Origin of the sequence: Undibacterium sp. TC9W (assembly GCF_049339865.1) — a bacterium.
In the GTDB taxonomy this organism is placed as follows: domain Bacteria; phylum Pseudomonadota; class Gammaproteobacteria; order Burkholderiales; family Burkholderiaceae_D; genus Undibacterium.
Map to the genome: position 1 here is coordinate 38,038 of NZ_JBMPPJ010000009.1, position 17,228 is coordinate 55,265.

Sequence of the window (17,228 nt, forward strand, 5' to 3'; positions counted from 1 at the left end):
TGATGAATGCGAAAGATGCAGAGAAATCCAAGCTAAGTCTGAAATCTGGCAAATTAAATAATAAACCAAAGGGAAAATTTATGAGTGTGTCAAAACTGCTGCCGCTGGCCTGGGCTGTCATGCTGTGCTTGCCTTCGCTGGCCGCTGAGCCGGCCACCAAGCCAGATGCAGAAAAAAAGAAATGGGACGTCAATCATCCTCCCGGCGAAAGCAAGACAGTCAATATTGATACGCGCACCGGCACCTGGATGAGCGTGGATGTCAGCCCTGACGGCAAACAACTGGTGTTTGATTTGCTCGGCGACTTATATACGCTACCCATTGCCGGTGGTGAAGCCAAGGCTCTGACACACTCTATCGCCTGGGAAATGCAGGCGCGCTTTTCACCAGATGGCAAACAGATCGCCTATATGTCTGATGCGGGTGGTGGCGACAATGTCTGGGTCATGAATGTCGATGGCAGCAATGCGCATGCAGTCAGCAAGGAAGACTTCCGCCTCTTGAATAATCCAGTCTGGCATCCGAATGGTCAGTATATCGCCGCACGCAAGCACTATACCGGTACCCGTTCACTGGGTTCTGGTGAAATCTGGCTGTATCATCAAAGTGGTGGCACGGGCGTGCAATTGAATGAAAAGCCCAACTGGCAAAAAGACCTGGGTGAACCGGCATTCTCACCTGATGGCCGCTACGTCTACTATTCGCAAGACACAACACCAGGCACGTCCTTTGAATACAATAAAAATTCCAACGGCCAGATTTATCAAATTTTCCGTCGTGACCTGCAAGATGGCAAGGTCAAAGCGCTCGTCAGTGGCCCTGGCGGAGCAGTGCGCCCCGTACCTTCTCCAGACGGCAAATACCTGGCCTTTGTGCGTCGCATCCGTAACCAGTCTGCCTTGTTCCTGAAAAATTTGCAGACAGGCGAAGAAACAGCAGCCTGGCCAGAGCTGGAACGTGATATGCAAGAAGCCTGGGCTATACAAGGCGTATATCCAGCCTTTGCCTGGATGCCTGGCAGCAAGGAGATTGTGGTCTGGGCCAAGGGCAAACTCTGGCGTCTAGACCCATTCAGCCACAAGGCAGTCGAAATTCCTTTTCATGTGAAAGATACCCGGGAAGTGCGCAGTGCCTTGCGCTTCCCACAAGAAGTTGCGCCTGATCAGTTCGATGTGCATCAATTGCGTTGGGTGAATGTCGCGCCGCAGGGGGATAAAGTTGTTTACTCGGCGCTGGGGCATATCTATGTCAAAGACTTGCCAAATGGCACGCCGCGTCGTTTGACTACGCAAAGTACACATTTTGAATTCTTCCCCAGCTTTTCACGCGATGGAAAGTCGGTCGTATTTAGTAGCTGGAATGATGAAAAGCTCGGTGCAGTCAGAACGGTGGAGCTTGCCAGCGGCAAGGAAACCATAGTGACCAAGGCCCCGGGTAAATATCTGCAGGCGCGTTTTTCACCTGATGGCAAGCAAGTCGCCTACGTCAAAGCCAAGGGTGGCTACCTGACTACGCCCTGGCATGGCATGGAAACTGGCGTGTTCCTGGCGAATACAGACGGTAAATCCGAACCTCGCCTGTTGACGGAGGAGGGTGGTTCACCGCAATTTGGTAAAGATGGGCAGGCAGTGTATGTCACCCGTACACAATATACTGGTGAAGTCGATTGGACTACTTCACTGGTACGCGTACCTCTGGATGGCAAACCTGAACAGCCAGTCGCAAAAAGTGAATTTGCCGGTGAATTTGCGATTTCGCCAGATGGTGAATGGCTGGCTTTTGGTGAGCGTTACCATGCTTATGTAACGCCGTTGCCGCTGGCTGGCAAGGCAGTCACCATAGGACAGAAAATGGATGCGCTGCCAGTCAAACAACTAGATGTGAATGCCGGTCAATACCTGCACTGGTCTGGCGACAGCAAGCGTATCAATTTCTCACTCGGCGATGAATTATTCAGCCGTGAATTGAAAGATGCTTTTGCTTTCGTGCCAGGCGCACCTGCTGAATTGCCTAAACCGTTAGAACAGGGGCAAAAAATAGGCTTCCGCCAGGCTGCTGACAAACCGAGTGGTTACACAGTCATATCCGGCGCCAGAATCGTCACCATGAAAGGCGAGGAGGTCATCGAAAATGGCCGTATTGTCGTCAAGGATAACCGCATCGTCAGTGTCGGTAAATCTGCTGATGTGACCATACCTGCTGGTGCAACTCAGATCGATGCCAAGGGCAAAACCATTTTGCCGGGCCTGGTCGATGTGCATTGGCATGGCAGCATGGGTGAGAGTGGCATTATCCCGCAGCAAAGCTGGGTGAATTATGCTTCGCTGGCTTTTGGTGTAACGACCATCCATGATCCATCGAACGATACTGGAGAAATCTTCACGCAAAGTGAATTGCAAAGAGCCGGACAAGTACTGGGGCCACGTATTTACTCTACTGGCACTATCCTCTACGGTGCCAAGGGTAATTTTGCCGCCATCGTCAATAATCTTGATGATGCTTTGACGCATTTGAAACGCCTCAAGGCAGCAGGCGCGATTTCAGTCAAGAGCTACAACCAGCCAAGACGTGAGCAACGCCAGCAAGTTCTGGAAGCTGCACGCCAGACGCAAATGATGGTCGTGCCGGAAGGTGGTTCGTTGTTCCAGACCAATATTAGCATGGTAGTCGATGGCCACACTGGTGTTGAACATGCCTTGCCAGTTGAAAAAGTGTATGACGATGTCAAGCAACTGTGGTCGCAGACACAGGTAGGCTATACCCCAACGCTGGGAGTCGCCTACGGTGGCCTCGATGGCGAGCACTACTGGTATGCCCACACCGATGTCTGGAAACATCCTCTGCTGAGTAAATATGTACCGCGTTCAGTGCTGGAACCACGTAGCGTCAGACGCGAAACTGCGCCGGAAGAAGACTTCAATGTCATCAAGGTGGCCCAGACTGCAACCGCCTTGCAACGCGCTGGCGTCCCAGTCAATCTGGGTGCACATGGTCAGCGTGAAGGCCTGGCCGCACATTGGGAATTATGGACTCTGGTCAAAGGTGGCATGACCCCGATGGAAGCGATACGCAGTGGTACCATCAATGGCGCACGTTATCTGGGCATGGATAAGGACATAGGCTCTCTGGAAGTCGGCAAACTGGCTGACCTGATGATTATTGATGGTGATGTCCTCAAAGACATACAGCAATCAGACAAACTCAGTCATGTCATGCTGAATGGACGTTTGTATGAATCTGCTACCTTGAATGAAGTGGGTAAGACCAAAAAAGTGCGTAAGCCTTTCTTTTTTGAAGGCAAGAGCGGCGGTGAAATGCCAATAGAGGCCGATGAGCATGCGCACGGCCACTGATATTGATAAAAACCACTAACTGCATCAGGAATGAAAAATGCAGCTATTGAAAAATAGCTGCATTTTTTACATCTTCTCACAGTCAAGATATACAGTTTCTTATAACGATTAAAGCGGCCTGTATCCTAAGTTGCTGGTGGCATGTGTCACAATAGCGGCTTGACGCATTAGTCTGGTGCATTTTATATTGCTTTAATGATATTAAGTTGCCGGCTTTGCAGCTTTGATTCTATGTCCAACCATCTGGAGTTCTATCATGTTTCAGCACGTCGAAGCCTATCCTGGCGATCCTATCTTGTCTTTGAACGAGGCCTTTGGTAAAGACCCTCGCACCAACAAGATCAATTTGTCTATCGGTATTTATTTTGACGATGCTGGCAAGATTCCCATGCTGCCATCCGTACGTGCAGCAGAACACAAGGTCGTGGCAGATGCTGGTGCCCGTCCTTATCTGCCGATGGAAGGCGCAGCAAATTTCCGCACGGCTGTGCAGGAACTTTTGTTTGGCGCAGATAGTGCTGCAGTCAAAGCTGGCCGTGTTGTAACTATCCAGGCGGTGGGTTCCAGCGGTGGTCTGAAGGTGGGCGGTGATTTCATCAAACGTTATTTCCCAACATCGACCATGCTGGTCAGCGATCCTACCTGGGATAATCACAAGGCCGTATTCGAAGGTTGTGGTTTGACTGTCAAAACCTATCCTTATTATGATGCTGCAACTGGTGGCTTGCGTTTTGATGCCATGATAGAAGCCTTGAAAGCCGCAGAAAAGAAAAGCATCGTCCTACTGCATGCCTGCTGCCACAACCCTACAGGTGTAGATCTGACGCAAGAGCAGTGGCAACAACTGGTGCCGGTATTGAAAGAGCGTGAACTGATCGCTTTCCTTGACCTGGCTTACCAGGGTTATGGCGACGGTATCGTCGAAGATGCCTATGCCGTGCGCTTGCTGGCTGACCAGGGCTTGAGCTTCTTCGTTGCGAATTCCTTCTCCAAGAGCATGAGCCTGTATGGCGAGCGTTGCGGTGCCCTGAGTGTAGTTTGCCCGGATGCGGCACAGGCAGTGAATGTACTGGGCCAGATGAAGGCAACGATACGCCGCAATTACTCCAATCCACCTCTGCATGGTGGTCAACTGGTAGCCCGCGTACTGAGCGATCCTGAATTGCGCCCTATGTGGGAAGCAGAAGTCGTCGCCATGCGCGATCGTATCCAGCTCATGCGCCGTAAATTGCATGATGTACTGAGTGCAAAATTGCCAGGCCGTGATTTTAGTTATTTCCTGACCCAGCGCGGCATGTTCAGCTACACAGGTTTGACGGCTGAGCAGTGTGATCGCCTGAAAGAAGAGTTCGGCGTTTATCTGGTCCGTTCTGGCCGTATGTGTATTGCCGGTTTGAATACTGGTAATGTTGAAGCGACTGCGAATGCAATCGCGGCTGTTTTAGGCTGATTGTCATTGTCCCTGTCCGCACATCTTGCGGGCAGGGACTTTCATCGTTGTGGCTTTATATGAAAAATAGTTACCTGTTATCTTTGCTGGTGTTTTTGACCGCAAATGCTTCTTCTGCTGAACTGGTTTATAAAACCTATGTGAATGGTCGATATGGTTTTTCGATAGATTATCCAGATTACCTTATTCCTCAAGGAGAAGCTGCCAATGGCGATGGTCAGTTGTTTTTATCAAAAGATGGAGAAGCTGAGCTGCGCGTTTATGCCAGAGCCTGCATAGAAGAATGGGATACGACTCCGGCAGAATTCCTTAAGAAAGCAGAAACAGAAAAAGTAAAAGAAGGCAGGGTCATTTCTTATCGCGCCAAAGGAAAAGGTTTTGCCGTTGTCTCTGGCACCAAGGGCAAGCAGATTTATTACGATAAATTGCTGACGACCGGTAACTGGTGCACTTTCTTCCAATGGAATTACGCTGTCAGTAACAAAGAGAAATATGATGAGGCAACCAGGCTCATCGCCAACTCTTTCAAGTCCTGATCTTTCTATCTTGAAATAGAAAGATCATCAAAAAAATTATCAAAAAAGATAATTCTTGCGATGATAAATTCAACTCCCAATGTTAATATGGCATCTCTGTCATTTTCATTCCATGTGGAGTAGTCATGAAGCCAGCAGTGCAATTATTGTGGCGGATGCGTGTATACCTGCTGGGGCTTTGTATTGCGCTCTCAGGGTGCGCAACCCAACTTGCACCAGCTTATGACAAAACAGTGGTTGATGGCTTGGCCGCCGTCAATACTGACACCATGATTTTACTCGCCAGCGTGTCTAACGGCAGCGATAAAAACAGCTTCCCCTCCCGCGTTGATAATTACAATTCACTGATTGGACGGCTGGATGCACTGAGTTTGCAGGCCGGTGCCCGGCCCATGCCAAAAAACAAGGTGACCGATACCATTAATCAATTACTTGATAAACGTGGCAGCCCAGCCATGTCTGGTGATGACAGCACACCGCCTAGCGCCTATGCCATCAAAAAAGTATCGGAAACCCTGAGTAAAATGCGTGATGTTGATCGTTTGCAAGGCGTGACCGCTTATGAAGCACAGGCTTTCAAGGGGCAGGCCGTGATCTATCTCGATCAGGCAATTACGTATGAAAATTTCTTGCAGCGTTAATCTGGGGGCATAAATATGGCACTTGATATTGATCAACTCGTGGCTGATATGCAAGCCGCAGCTTCTGGTGTCTTGCAGGCTGACGTGACGACCTTGCGCGGATTCACGCAGCAGCAGGTAAAAGCCATAGCACAACAGGCAGGACTGGTCAGTACTGGCATATTGACCAAGCAGATTACGCCAGAAACCCAGCAGTTTTTCCTGGATGGCCTGGAGGACATGGCCTTAAGCTTCGCTAAAACCTTGCGGGGTTTGCTGATGATCACCATAGAAAAAGTCTGGAATGCAGTCGTAGGCGTACTCTGGTCTGCAATTTCCAAGGCGACCAATCTGGTATTGCCTGTACCGGTCATGAATTCTTGAAGTTTCTTGGCACATTCCTAAGCCGATTTTTCTAAGACAAACTGCAAGAATTTTCATTGCATCCCACGGCATGCTTGGGTTTGCTTTCATTCGCGCTGACAAGCTCTACTGTAGCATCTGTCTCTGCCACCAACTGACCCAGCATGCTGCCTAATTTGAGATCATCAATGTGGCCAAAGTGATGAAATCTGATGCGTCCCTGCCGGTCTATGAGCAAGATACTTGGTGTGCCGCGCAAGCCATATTTCTGCATGCTCAAAGGTATTCCACTGACAGGATCTGGCATGTCGACGGCAATCGGGAAGCGCAAACGATATTCATGGATAAAAGCTTTTAAGGCGTCTTTACCCATCGCATGGTGATGCTCAAACACCGTGTGCAATCCTATCACCGCAAGTTCTTGCTGCGAAAATACATTTCTTATTGCACTTGCCTGTGGTAAACCATGCGTGACACAGGCAGGGCATAGCATTTGAAAACTATGCAGGGATACGACTTTGCCGCGCAGGGATTGTAAGCTCATTGCGGTATCAGTGTTAAGCCAATCCGATGTGATAAGTTCAGGTGCTATGCTATTGATCATAGACATTTTTATTCTTTCCATTTTATTTGAATTTATCTGAGCAAGGTGCGGAGTTATCCGCACCTTTAAAAACTGATTAATTTTTGCTGGCTGCGTTCAGCTTGATTTTGGGAAAATCAACCGGGACGTCCAGTGCCACATTGATATAGTTGGTGTACAGATTGAGAGCGACGTGCGCCATAATTTCAACGATATGTTCATCGTTATAACCATGTGACCGTAAAGCTTCCACATCGTCTTTATTGATTTGGGCTCGCTTGCTGACTACCTTCAGTGCAAATTTCAGTACGGCGTCGGTTTTCGCGTCATGTGAATTGCCTGACTGGGCTGCCGCCATTTCTGCGGCACTGGCACCTGCTTTTTGTCCCAATACGGTATGTGCTGCCAGGCAGTATTCGCACTGATTCTGGTTTGCTATGGCAACTGCAATTTGCTCTCCCAGTTTTGCTGGAATAACACCATTGCCCAGGGCCGCAAACGCAGACCACATGCTATTAAGGGCTGCAGTAGAGTTGGCGACAGCGCGGAACATATTTGGTGTGGCGCCAAAGGCAGTATTGACGTCATTCAAAATGACATGACGAGTACCAGAAGTTTCTTTGAGATTAATGAGTTGGACGTGGGACATGGTGATTCCTTGTTGGTTTGTGGTTTCGACTTATTGATTGAATTTACCTGGCAGGCTGAGATTGCCTGAGGCGACTTTGAAAACATTGGTCACGCAAAGTAGCGGTGCGTGGACACTGGCATTGACGCGCAGGGCAGCAGTGACCCCATCAAAACCAGTAGATTGAATGCTGGCAATATCATCGAAGGGCACGCGAACTTCCAGTGTCTTGCCTTTGAATGTGGGGCTCCAGCCAGGGCTGTCTATAAGTATTGGCAAGCCAGGCCAGGTTTTGGGCAGGCGGGGTTTGCTACCCTCGGGAATATCAACAACTTTCAGCGCATCTTTGCCGCAAGCCTGGTCGGGCTGCAAGACTACCCAGTGTGAGTGCCAGACATTGCCATCATTGTTGGGATTGCCATCGCCGTTTTCATCAAACAACGGGGTGTCATCAAAGTCTGGGTGCGAAGTTACTGCAAAAGCCAGGATGCCATTTTTAGGCTCGAAACCTACTACGGATGGGTCCAGAGTGGTTGGCCAAACATAAGAGAAAACAGAGCTGCCCGCGAGCTTGCCTGATTTGGCGGGCCTGGTTTTACCAGCTTTGCCTGAGACAGCAATATGAAAAATTGCCACTTTGCCTTCAGTCGTGATCTTGGTATGGAAAATATCAAAATCAGGTTTGATCTTGCTGCTGGCTTCAGTTTGTATACCACCCTGATGTGCGTGATCATGAGCAGCAGCCCAGTGCGTTGAATTTGTCACGGCCAGGCTGAGACCAAAACCAAGACTGAGGCAGAGTTTTTTGTATCTGTGTTCCATGTTTATCTTTCAAATGTCATGTGACGGTTCTGTTTATTGCGCGCATTGCAGGCTAATTTTTATGCGCGTACTACTCAAATCCGATGCAAGAACCACAGCATCAAATATTATTGATAGGACTCCTAATTAAATGAGTTAAAAAAATAGGCGATCTGCCTTGGCTAACTCATCTTCAGCTATTCCATTCTTATTTATTTCGGTTTTTATTTCATTTCTATTTTTTTCCAGTTACTGCGAATGGTGTTGCTTGCCGTTTGTTGATGTTCAGGGCAGTCCAGGCGCAATTGCTCTTTGCGTAAAGGGGCATCCACCAGGGCACAATGGTGGGGTGCGAGCACATCGTCGTGTCTGTCCGGCATGAAGTGTGCACAAGTGACACAGGCGCGGATGTCGGGAAAATGTTCGGCTTGCTGCAATTTGCCTATCAGGTTCAGCAGGCTGGTAAAAGTTTGCTCCTGTGCCGCAGGTGACAATTGCGCTATGGCTTCGCTGGCAAAACCGGTTGCACCAGCTATTTTTTTGACCAGGGCATGACCATCAGCAGTGAGTCTCAAGGCAATGGCGCGACCATCGTCTGGTGCACGGGCTTTTTCTACCAAGCCTTTGGCAGTCAATGAACTCACCGAGTCGCTGGCACTGGCCGTGCTGACGCCCAATTGCTCGGCTATCCATGACAGCCTGACAGCATCTTTGCGCGCGGCCAACATGTCTATGATATCGACTTGAGTAGGGTTCAAACCTTCAGATGTGGCGAACTGCCAGGTGCCGGAGCGCAATACACCGGCAATTCTGGCAATCGCATCCAGTATGCGTTCACTGGTTGCTGGCGTTTCGTCCCAATGATGGTTGGCTGGCTTTTTCATGAGGGCATTATGGCGCAATAAAATAAATATGTAAAGGAGTCCTAATTAAATTGTTTGTGCTTTGACTTATTATGGATTTGCCTGCTTCTATGATTGGGTTTTATCAGTGCAGTTGAAGCCGAATGCATCCGGTGCTGAAATCAGGTACTGAAGGTGGAAACACTTAACTGATCTTCTGCTATGTTAATCCATTGGGTGCAAGCGTGTTTCAGCTTTTCTGGACTGTCGTTGGTGTAAGCATTAATGCGGGGAATATCGCTGCTGGTATTTATCAGATCACGTTCAGTTAGCAAACGCTGTATTTGGGATGCAACGGCTTTTCCAGTATCAATGAGTGTGATGGGTTCACCGTCAGGAATATACGCAGACGTGAGTTCCTGTATGAGCCTTGCTACAAAAGGATAATGGGTGCAACCCAGGACCAGTGTATCGACTTTTGCATCAAGCAAAGGGTTCAGATATTTTTTCAGCAAAAGCCGGGTTTGATCTGCATTTGCTTCGGCTTTTTCTATTTGATCGACCAGGCCTACGCAGGCTTGCGGAATGAATTCCACGCCAGTCTCTGCACTTAACTTTGTGCTCAAGTGCTGATATTTTTCGCTTTGAATTGTGGAAAGGGTGGCCAGCACGCCGACTTTTTTTGTCTTGCTGAGCAGGCTTGCTGGTTTCAAGCCAGGTTCCATGCCAACAATAATGAGGTCAGGGTAATGCAAGCGCAGGTGCTTGATGGCGGCGGCAGTAGCTGTATTGCAGGCAACTACCAGAGCCTTGATTTTCTTGCTCAGCAAAAAATCTGTAACGGCGATGCTACGCTCCAGAATCTCTGCACTGGTCTTGTCACCATAAGGTGCAAAACCTGAATCTGCCGCATAGAGCAATGCTTCATGTGGCAGGGTCTGGCGTATGTGCTGCAATACTGACAAGCCACCAAGGCCAGAATCAAATACCCCAATCGGAGCAGAGCGTGCAAATTCCTCTGATGTCATCGGGGTATTTATTCCTGTTTCAGCCAGTAATATTCAACAATAATCAGCATGCGATCAGGATGCACTGACAGGAATAATGCCTATCTTCGCTTGCCATTCTTTAGGGCCGGTATTGTGTACAGATGTACCGCTGGAATCAACCGCAACCGTGACTGGCATATCGACGACATCAAATTCATAGATCGCTTCCATGCCCAGGTCAGCAAAACCAACTACGGTCGCTGATTTGATGGCCTTGGAAACCAGGTAAGCTGCACCTCCGACAGCCATCAGGTAGGCTGACTGGTGTTTGCGTATGGATTCTATGGCGACCGGGCCGCGTTCTGCCTTGCCTATCATCGAGATCAGGCCGGTTTTTTCCAGCATCATGTCGGTAAATTTATCCATACGGGTAGCGGTAGTCGGGCCAGCCGGGCCAACTGCTTCATCACGTACGGGATCAACCGGGCCTACGTAGTAAATCACGCGGTTGGTGAAATCGACAGGCAATGACTCGCCCTTGGCCAGCATGTCCTGAATGCGCTTGTGGGCTGCATCGCGGCCAGTCAGCATTTTGCCGTTCAGGAGCAAGGTCTGGCCTGGTTTCCAGGAAGCGACTTCTTCCTTGGTCAGGGTGTTCAGATCGACGCGTTTGGATTTTTCTGTGTCAGGTGCCCAGCTTACATCTGGCCAGTCAGACAGTTTTGGTGGTTCTATATAGCTGGGGCCAGAACCATCAAGCACAAAATGCGCATGACGGGTCGCCGCGCAATTAGGGATCATCGCAACGGGCTTGGATGCAGCATGGGTAGGGTACATATTGATCTTGACGTCGAGCACTGTCGTCAAGCCACCCAGGCCTTGTGCACCTATGCCCAGTGCATTGATTTTGTCGCACAGTTCTATACGCAATTCTTCAGTTTTGTTTTGCGGGCCGCGTTGCTTGAGCTCATACATGTCGATGTCATCCATCAAGGATTCTTTCGCCATCAGCATGGCTTTTTCTGCAGTACCGCCTATACCTATGCCCAGCATGCCTGGCGGACACCAGCCTGCACCCATGGTCGGTACTGTTTTCATGACCCAGTCAATCAGGGAATCAGAAGGGTTCAGCATGACGAACTTGGTTTTATTTTCAGAACCACCGCCTTTTGCTGCGACTTTGACATCGACTGTGTCGCCAGGAACCAGCTCCATGTGCACTACAGCAGGTGTGTTGTCCTTGGTGTTTTTGCGTTCAAAGTGCGGGTCAGCGACGATAGAGGCGCGCAGTTTATTGTCTGGGTCGTTATAACCACGACGCACACCTTCATTGACTGCATCAATGATGGAACCGCTGAAGCCTTCAAAGCGTACGCTCATGCCTATCTTCAGGAATACATTGACGATACCTGTGTCCTGGCAAATCGGGCGTCGGCCTTCTGCGCACATGCGCGAGTTGGTCAGAATTTGGGCAATCGCATCTTTTGCTGCTGGGCTTTGCTCTGCTTCATAAGCGCGCGCCAGATGGGCGATATAGTCGGCTGGATGATAGTAACTGATGTATTGCAGCGCGGCGGCTACTGATTCGATCAGATCGTCTTGCTTGATGACTGTCATGATTTGGCTCTGGGCTAGGTGAAAGAAAACTGGTATTACAGATATTACAGCTGATAATTAAAAGTAAATTACTCAAACTTGTGTGTGCTGCATGACGGAATCATTCATTGCCAAGCAGCTCTTGTTGTTAATTGTAGTTGCTAGTCTGCGACTCTCAATAGGTAACTATCAATAGGCAACTATCAATGTTTATCGGCCGCCAGTGCGGTATCCGTCATGATGCGATCGCAATGCGCAATTGCCAGGGCAGACAACAAAAACACCATATGTATGCCAGTCTGGGCAAGTATGACTTGACCGTCGTAATTGCCTGCATTGATAAAAGTCTTTAATAAATGGATGGATGAAATTCCAATAATCGCCATGGCCAGTTTGACTTTAAGTACTGATGCATTGACATGAGACAGCCATTCAGGCTGGTCAGGATGTCCATCCAGGCCCAGGCGAGATACAAAAGTCTCATAACCGCCAATAATGACCATGATGAGCAGGTTGGAAATCATGACGACGTCAATCAAGCCAAGCACGACCAGCATAATGGTGGTTTCTGTGAGTTTGCTTGGTCTCGTGCCACCAGTGGAAACGGCGTCCAGAATATGCTTCAGCGCGGATTCGTTACCCATTGCTGCACCTATCAAATCCACCAGTTCTACCCAGAAGTGAAATACATAAACGCATTGCGCAAGTATTAATCCGAGATAAAGTGGTAGCTGCAGCCAGCGGCTAAAGAAAATCAGGCTGGCAAGGGGAGATAGTTTGGCTGAGGCAACTGGTTTGGTCATGTCGGCAATCGTTGGTGGAAAGGGCAGTTTTTAACGCAAGCCCGTATTTTACATGTGCAGGGCCTGCTCGTGTAGCGCGGCAGAGATGGCTATGTCAATATCAGGTATGTAGTGGAGATGTAATGGTATCTTTGTGGTATCATTTTTCAAAAGTGCAAGCGTAAGGCTTGAGTAAGTCTCCAAGTTTATGGTTTGCCCTGTGCTTAAAGGTGATAATTACTGCCACAATCTGGTGCAATGCCAGCTTGGGGTGAAGCTGTAGTGAAGATTTTAATCTAACGATAACAAGCTGGAGATAACAATGTCTGACCTCAACGCTGCGCAAGCTGAAGCTAAAACAGAATCCCGCGTTTTTTACCCACCGGCCGCATTTGTTGCCAATGCAGCTATCCCAAGTATGGAAGCGTATAACGCACTATGCGAAGAAGCTGAACAGGATTACGAAGGTTTCTGGGCGCGTCTGGCACGCGAAAACCTGCACTGGCACAAAGATTTCAGTACGGTATTGGACGAATCCACCGCACCCATGTACAAATGGTTTGAAGATGGTTTATTGAACGTGTCTTACAACTGTCTGGATGTGAATCTGCAAAAAGGCAATGGCGATAAAGTAGCGCTGATTTTTGAGGCGGATGGTGGAGATGTCACCAAGGTAACGTACAAGGATTTGCATGCAAAAGTCTGCCAGTTTGCCAATGGCTTGAAGTCTCTGGGTATCAGTAAGGGCGACCGTGTTGTGATCTACATGCCCATGTCCGTTGAAGGCGTGGTTGCCATGCAGGCCTGCGCACGCATTGGTGCGACACACTCTGTGGTGTTTGGTGGCTTCTCGGCAAAATCCCTGCAAGAACGTATTGTGGATGTGGGGGCGGTTGCTGTTATCACTGCCGATGAACAAGTCCGTGGCGGCAAGCATTTGCCGTTGAAAGCGATTGTGGACGAAGCGCTGGCTTTGGGCGATTGCGAAAAAGTAAAAAGCGTTGTCATCTATAAGCGTACGGGTGGCAATGTCAATGTTGCGGCTGGTCGTGATTTGTGGATGCATGAGCTGGTGGCTACGCAATCGGCAGTTTGCGAACCTGAATGGGTCAGTGCAGAACATCCTCTGTTCATACTCTATACATCAGGCTCTACCGGCAAACCAAAAGGTGTGCAACATTCGTCGGGGGGGTATTTGTTGTGGGCTATCCTGACGATGAAATGGACGTTTGATATCAAACCGTCGGATGTGTTCTGGTGTACTGCCGACATAGGCTGGGTCACTGGCCACACCTATATTACCTATGGCCCACTGGCGGCTGGCGCTACTGAAATCGTGTTTGAAGGCGTACCTACCTTCCCGAATGCCGGGCGTTTCTGGAGCATGATAGAAAAACACAAGGCCACCATTTTCTATACTGCGCCAACAGCGATACGTTCGCTGATCAAGGCTGCGGATGCTGACGCCAATATCCACCCCAATAAATATGATTTATCCTCCCTGCGCTTGCTGGGCTCTGTTGGTGAGCCTATCAATCCTGAGGCCTGGATGTGGTACTACAATAATATTGGCCGCACCAATTGCCCGATTGTCGATACCTTCTGGCAGACAGAAACAGGCGGTCATATGATGACGCCATTGCCAGGTGCGACACCTATGGTGCCGGGTTCCTGCACCTTGCCTTTGCCAGGCATCATGTCGGCCATTGTTGATGAAACTGGCCATGATTTGCCGAACGGGCAGGGTGGTATCCTGGTTGTTAAACGTCCATGGCCGTCAATGATACGGACGATCTGGGGTGATCCTGAGCGCTTCAAGAAAAGTTACTTTCCTGAAGAATTCGGCGGCAAAGTATATCTGGCCGGCGACGGCGCGATACGCAATAAAGATACCGGTTATTTCACTATCACTGGGCGCATTGATGATGTACTGAATGTATCCGGTCACCGCATGGGCACGATGGAAATTGAATCTGCCCTGGTGGCGAATCCGCTGGTCGCAGAAGCTGCCGTAGTTGGCAAGCCTGATGATACTACTGGCGAAGCGATTTGTGCCTTCGTGGTATTGAAGCGTACACGTCCAACGGGTGATGAAGCCAAACAAATTGCGACCGAATTGCGCAACTGGGTGGCGAAAGAAATTGGCCCTATCGCCAAGCCCAAGGAAATCCGCTTTGGTGATAATTTGCCCAAGACACGTTCCGGCAAGATCATGCGTCGCTTGCTGCGTGTATTGGCCAAGGGTGAAGAAATTACCCAGGATATTTCTACTTTGGAAAATCCAGCTATTCTGGAGCAACTGAAGCAAGCGCAATAAGCAAGTGCATTAATTGAGTCGTAAAAAAATGGCGCTGCACTGCAGCGCCATTTTTATCATTGCGTCTTGTTTATCGATTAGTGCGTGACATATACACCAGGCGTTCAAATAAATGCACATCCTGCTCATTTTTCAGCAGGGCACCATGCAAGGGAGGGACGATGGCCTTGTTGTCCTTGCTGCGCATCGCTTCTGCCGGTATATCTTCTGCCAGCAAAAGCTTTAACCAGTCTATGAATTCTGAAGTGGACGGTTTTTTCTTGAGGCCAGCAACGTCACGGATTTCGTAAAAAGTTTGCAGTGCCTGTGCCAGTAAATCGGATTTCAATTTGGGGAAATGCACATCAACGATCTTTTGCATTGTTTCCTTGTCAGGGAATTTGATGTAATGGAAGAAACAGCGGCGCAAGAAGGCGTCTGGTAGCTCTTTTTCATTGTTGGACGTAATGATGACCAGCGGACGATGTTTGGCGCGCACCATCTCGCGAGTTTCATAGACATAAAACTCCATGCGGTCCAACTCACGTAACAAGTCATTAGGGAATTCTATGTCGGCTTTATCGATTTCATCGATAAGCAAAACTACAGGCTCGTCAGCAGTAAAAGCCTGCCACAGCACGCCTTTGATGATGTAGTTGTGGATGTCCTTGACGCGTTCGTCACCGAGTTGGGAATCACGCAGGCGCGAAACAGCATCGTATTCATACAAACCCTGCTGCGCCTTGGTAGTGGATTTGATATGCCACTGCATCAGGGGCATGTTCAGGGCAGCAGCGACTTCTTCTGCCAGCATGGTCTTGCCTGTGCCTGGTTCACCTTTGATCAAGAGTGGGCGTTGCAGACTCAGGGCAGCATTGACTGCCAGTTTCAAATCATCAGTAGCGACATAATTGTCGGCACCGTCAAAGCGTAAAGTAGTTGGCGCTTGTGTCATGGATATAAACTCGACGTGTAGGGTTGCTTGAGAGTGTAAAGAGTATAAGCGAGAATTTGTACTCTTGTGAACGGCTGTTCTTTTTTCTGTGCAGGCAACGCAGAAAGGCAATAACTTTTTTACTCGGAGTTGCGTAAGTGCAGCTTTTTTGCCCTTTGGAGAGGCGCGTGTACCAGGTTTTTTACGCAAATTTGATTGTAATCAGCTAAAATGCTGAGTTATATCAAAACACTGAATTTATTGATCTGCCTGCTAATTAATAATCGCTAATATGAAAAAATTGTTTGCACTCCTCGCTATGGCGAGCCTCGCTCAAGCTGCTACTGCGGCAGATCCGGTTGGCAATCCTAAAGATGCTGCTGATAAAAAAATCGCGATGTGTATTGGTTGCCATGGTATTCCTGGCTACAAAGCGAGCTTCCCTGAAGTGTATCAGGTGCCTATGATAGGCGGACAATCCGCCAAATACATAGAGAGTGCTTTGAAGGCCTACCAAAAAGGTGATCGCAAGCATCCATCCATGCGCGGTATTGCTGGCAGTTTGACAGAGCAGGACATCGCAGATCTGGCGGCATATTACTCTCAACAAAAATAAGAATAGGACAGGATCATGAAGAAAACTCTGTTGATGGCAACTTTGTTGTCCACCTTGTCTTTCGCAGCTCATGCGGGCGGCAATATAGAAGCTGGTAAAGAAGCAGCAAAAAAATTCAATTGCGCTTCTTGCCATGGCGATAATTATTCCAAGCCTATCGATCCCAGCTATCCTAAGTTAGCTGGTCAGCACGCCGATTACATTGCCCAGGCTTTGCACGCTTATCAGCGTGGAGGTGATGCAGCAAATGGCCGCTCCAATCCAACCATGGCTACACAGGCCAAGGCATTGTCAAATCAGGATATACAAAATATCGCCGCGTACCTGCATAGCTTGCCAAGCGAGCTGGTGTTGAAGAAATAAGTTCTTGCAAAAGCAGTTTTTTGCTTGATACAAAAAAAGCCACGATGATTCGTGGTTTTTTTTGTATCTTTGCGCTTTAGGATGCCTGCTTCTTTCTTATGACTGTTTGCCTATTTCAAGACGAAAAAAAACCGGCTAAAAGCCGGTTTTTCTTAAGTAATTAAAAATTACTTGGAAGCAGATGCAGAAGCTGCTGCTGGAGCGGAAGCTGCTGCAGATGCTGCAGGAGCTGCGCCAGATGCTGCAGCTGCGTCAGAAGCTGCTGCAGGAGCTGGAGTTGCTGCTGGGGCTTCTGCTGGAGTAGATGCTGGTGCTGGTGCTGTTGCAGATGCGGAAGCTGCTGGAGCGGATGCTTCAGGAGCTTTTTTCTCGCCGCAAGCAGCCAGAGTCAATGCCAACAGGGAAACGAGCAAGAGTGATTTTTTCATGTTTGTACTTTCAATAAATAGATCAAAAAAGAAGATCAAAACTTTGCG

General features: G+C 48.8%; 17 protein-coding genes. 9 read left to right on the plus strand and 8 right to left on the minus strand.

Annotation, left to right across the window (positions count from 1 at the left end):
- The first annotated feature begins 80 nt into the window (after positions 1 to 80).
- The 5 genes from ACO0LN_RS14650 (at position 81) to ACO0LN_RS14670 (ending at position 6,343) form a co-directional block, all read left to right on the plus strand.
- Positions 81 to 3,353, plus strand: coding sequence for an amidohydrolase family protein (locus ACO0LN_RS14650; protein ID WP_422974968.1), 3,273 nt, complete (start codon positions 81 to 83; stop codon positions 3,351 to 3,353).
- A 256-nt stretch (positions 3,354 to 3,609) separates the two neighbouring features.
- A complete protein-coding gene (locus ACO0LN_RS14655; RefSeq protein ID WP_422974970.1) occupies positions 3,610 to 4,803 on the plus strand; it encodes an aromatic amino acid transaminase in 1,194 nt (397 codons plus the stop codon).
- A 59-nt stretch (positions 4,804 to 4,862) separates the two neighbouring features.
- A complete protein-coding gene (locus tag ACO0LN_RS14660) occupies positions 4,863 to 5,339 on the plus strand; it encodes a hypothetical protein (protein WP_422974972.1) in 477 nt (158 codons plus the stop codon).
- 125 nt (positions 5,340 to 5,464) lie between these two features.
- Positions 5,465 to 5,980 (plus strand): hypothetical protein, encoded by a 516-nt coding sequence (locus ACO0LN_RS14665; RefSeq protein WP_422974974.1) that lies wholly within the window; start codon positions 5,465 to 5,467, stop codon positions 5,978 to 5,980.
- 15 nt (positions 5,981 to 5,995) lie between these two features.
- Positions 5,996 to 6,343 carry a hypothetical protein gene (locus ACO0LN_RS14670; protein ID WP_422974976.1) on the plus strand — a complete coding sequence of 116 codons (348 nt, stop codon included), beginning with the start codon at positions 5,996 to 5,998 and terminating at the stop codon, positions 6,341 to 6,343.
- Between the two features lie 31 nt (positions 6,344 to 6,374).
- On the opposite strand, the gene ACO0LN_RS14675 is transcribed toward ACO0LN_RS14670, so the two are convergent.
- The 7 genes from ACO0LN_RS14675 to ACO0LN_RS14705 all read right to left on the minus strand — a co-directional run bounded on the left by ACO0LN_RS14675 (position 6,375) and on the right by ACO0LN_RS14705 (position 12,564).
- Complete coding sequence (locus ACO0LN_RS14675; protein WP_422974978.1) at positions 6,375 to 6,866, minus strand: peroxiredoxin family protein; 492 nt, start codon at positions 6,864 to 6,866, stop codon at positions 6,375 to 6,377.
- 136 nt (positions 6,867 to 7,002) lie between these two features.
- Positions 7,003 to 7,554, minus strand: a complete 552-nt coding sequence (locus ACO0LN_RS14680; RefSeq protein ID WP_422974980.1) for a carboxymuconolactone decarboxylase family protein — start codon at positions 7,552 to 7,554, stop codon at positions 7,003 to 7,005.
- A gap of 30 nt (positions 7,555 to 7,584) precedes the next feature.
- Positions 7,585 to 8,355: a hypothetical protein gene (locus ACO0LN_RS14685; RefSeq protein WP_422974982.1), complete on the minus strand. Its 771-nt coding sequence runs from the start codon at positions 8,353 to 8,355 to the stop codon at positions 7,585 to 7,587.
- Between the two features lie 203 nt (positions 8,356 to 8,558).
- Complete coding sequence (locus tag ACO0LN_RS14690; protein WP_422974984.1) at positions 8,559 to 9,218, minus strand: MarR family winged helix-turn-helix transcriptional regulator; 660 nt, start codon at positions 9,216 to 9,218, stop codon at positions 8,559 to 8,561.
- A gap of 140 nt (positions 9,219 to 9,358) precedes the next feature.
- Entirely contained in the window at positions 9,359 to 10,204 is an 846-nt protein-coding gene (murI, locus tag ACO0LN_RS14695; protein WP_422974986.1) for a glutamate racemase, read from the minus strand.
- A gap of 54 nt (positions 10,205 to 10,258) precedes the next feature.
- Positions 10,259 to 11,782: a fumarate hydratase gene (locus ACO0LN_RS14700; protein ID WP_162041225.1), complete on the minus strand. Its 1,524-nt coding sequence runs from the start codon at positions 11,780 to 11,782 to the stop codon at positions 10,259 to 10,261.
- A gap of 182 nt (positions 11,783 to 11,964) precedes the next feature.
- Positions 11,965 to 12,564: a YqhA family protein gene (locus ACO0LN_RS14705; protein WP_422974987.1), complete on the minus strand. Its 600-nt coding sequence runs from the start codon at positions 12,562 to 12,564 to the stop codon at positions 11,965 to 11,967.
- A 301-nt stretch (positions 12,565 to 12,865) separates the two neighbouring features.
- Here ACO0LN_RS14705 and acs point away from each other — a divergent pair, with 301 nt between their 5' ends.
- Positions 12,866 to 14,860, plus strand: a complete 1,995-nt coding sequence (gene acs / locus ACO0LN_RS14710; protein WP_422974989.1) for an acetate--CoA ligase — start codon at positions 12,866 to 12,868, stop codon at positions 14,858 to 14,860.
- Positions 14,861 to 14,930: 70 nt separating this feature from the next.
- Here the strand turns inward: acs and ACO0LN_RS14715 are convergent, their stop codons facing one another.
- Positions 14,931 to 15,794 carry an AAA family ATPase gene (locus tag ACO0LN_RS14715; protein ID WP_162058843.1) on the minus strand — a complete coding sequence of 288 codons (864 nt, stop codon included), beginning with the start codon at positions 15,792 to 15,794 and terminating at the stop codon, positions 14,931 to 14,933.
- A gap of 271 nt (positions 15,795 to 16,065) precedes the next feature.
- On the opposite strand from ACO0LN_RS14715, the gene ACO0LN_RS14720 reads away from it, so the two are divergent.
- The 3 genes from ACO0LN_RS14720 (at position 16,066) to ACO0LN_RS14730 (ending at position 17,056) form a co-directional block, all read left to right on the plus strand.
- Positions 16,066 to 16,389 carry a c-type cytochrome gene (locus ACO0LN_RS14720; protein ID WP_162041229.1) on the plus strand — a complete coding sequence of 108 codons (324 nt, stop codon included), beginning with the start codon at positions 16,066 to 16,068 and terminating at the stop codon, positions 16,387 to 16,389.
- A 15-nt stretch (positions 16,390 to 16,404) separates the two neighbouring features.
- Positions 16,405 to 16,752 carry a c-type cytochrome gene (locus ACO0LN_RS14725; RefSeq protein WP_422949747.1) on the plus strand — a complete coding sequence of 116 codons (348 nt, stop codon included), beginning with the start codon at positions 16,405 to 16,407 and terminating at the stop codon, positions 16,750 to 16,752.
- Positions 16,753 to 16,933: 181 nt separating this feature from the next.
- Positions 16,934 to 17,056: a hypothetical protein gene (locus tag ACO0LN_RS14730; RefSeq protein ID WP_422974991.1), complete on the plus strand. Its 123-nt coding sequence runs from the start codon at positions 16,934 to 16,936 to the stop codon at positions 17,054 to 17,056.
- The last annotated feature ends 172 nt before the right edge of the window (positions 17,057 to 17,228 follow it).

Excerpts from the sequence above, each read along its gene's own strand:
- ACO0LN_RS14650 (WP_422974968.1), top strand. The coding sequence starts at position 81 with ATGAGTGTGTCAAAACTGCTGCCGCTGGCCTGGGCTGTCATGCTGTGC.
- ACO0LN_RS14655 (WP_422974970.1), top strand. The coding sequence starts at position 3,610 with ATGTTTCAGCACGTCGAAGCCTATCCTGGCGATCCTATCTTGTCTTTG.
- ACO0LN_RS14660 (WP_422974972.1), top strand. The coding sequence starts at position 4,863 with ATGAAAAATAGTTACCTGTTATCTTTGCTGGTGTTTTTGACCGCAAAT.
- ACO0LN_RS14665 (WP_422974974.1), top strand. The coding sequence starts at position 5,465 with ATGAAGCCAGCAGTGCAATTATTGTGGCGGATGCGTGTATACCTGCTG.
- ACO0LN_RS14670 (WP_422974976.1), top strand. The coding sequence starts at position 5,996 with ATGGCACTTGATATTGATCAACTCGTGGCTGATATGCAAGCCGCAGCT.
- ACO0LN_RS14675 (WP_422974978.1), bottom strand. The coding sequence starts at position 6,866 with ATGAGCTTACAATCCCTGCGCGGCAAAGTCGTATCCCTGCATAGTTTT.
- ACO0LN_RS14680 (WP_422974980.1), bottom strand. The coding sequence starts at position 7,554 with ATGTCCCACGTCCAACTCATTAATCTCAAAGAAACTTCTGGTACTCGT.
- ACO0LN_RS14685 (WP_422974982.1), bottom strand. The coding sequence starts at position 8,355 with ATGGAACACAGATACAAAAAACTCTGCCTCAGTCTTGGTTTTGGTCTC.
- ACO0LN_RS14690 (WP_422974984.1), bottom strand. The coding sequence starts at position 9,218 with ATGAAAAAGCCAGCCAACCATCATTGGGACGAAACGCCAGCAACCAGT.
- murI (WP_422974986.1), bottom strand. The coding sequence starts at position 10,204 with ATGACATCAGAGGAATTTGCACGCTCTGCTCCGATTGGGGTATTTGAT.
- ACO0LN_RS14700 (WP_162041225.1), bottom strand. The coding sequence starts at position 11,782 with ATGACAGTCATCAAGCAAGACGATCTGATCGAATCAGTAGCCGCCGCG.
- ACO0LN_RS14705 (WP_422974987.1), bottom strand. The coding sequence starts at position 12,564 with ATGACCAAACCAGTTGCCTCAGCCAAACTATCTCCCCTTGCCAGCCTG.
- acs (WP_422974989.1), top strand. The coding sequence starts at position 12,866 with ATGTCTGACCTCAACGCTGCGCAAGCTGAAGCTAAAACAGAATCCCGC.
- ACO0LN_RS14715 (WP_162058843.1), bottom strand. The coding sequence starts at position 15,794 with ATGACACAAGCGCCAACTACTTTACGCTTTGACGGTGCCGACAATTAT.
- ACO0LN_RS14720 (WP_162041229.1), top strand. The coding sequence starts at position 16,066 with ATGAAAAAATTGTTTGCACTCCTCGCTATGGCGAGCCTCGCTCAAGCT.
- ACO0LN_RS14725 (WP_422949747.1), top strand. The coding sequence starts at position 16,405 with ATGAAGAAAACTCTGTTGATGGCAACTTTGTTGTCCACCTTGTCTTTC.
- ACO0LN_RS14730 (WP_422974991.1), top strand. The coding sequence starts at position 16,934 with ATGCAGAAGCTGCTGCTGGAGCGGAAGCTGCTGCAGATGCTGCAGGAG.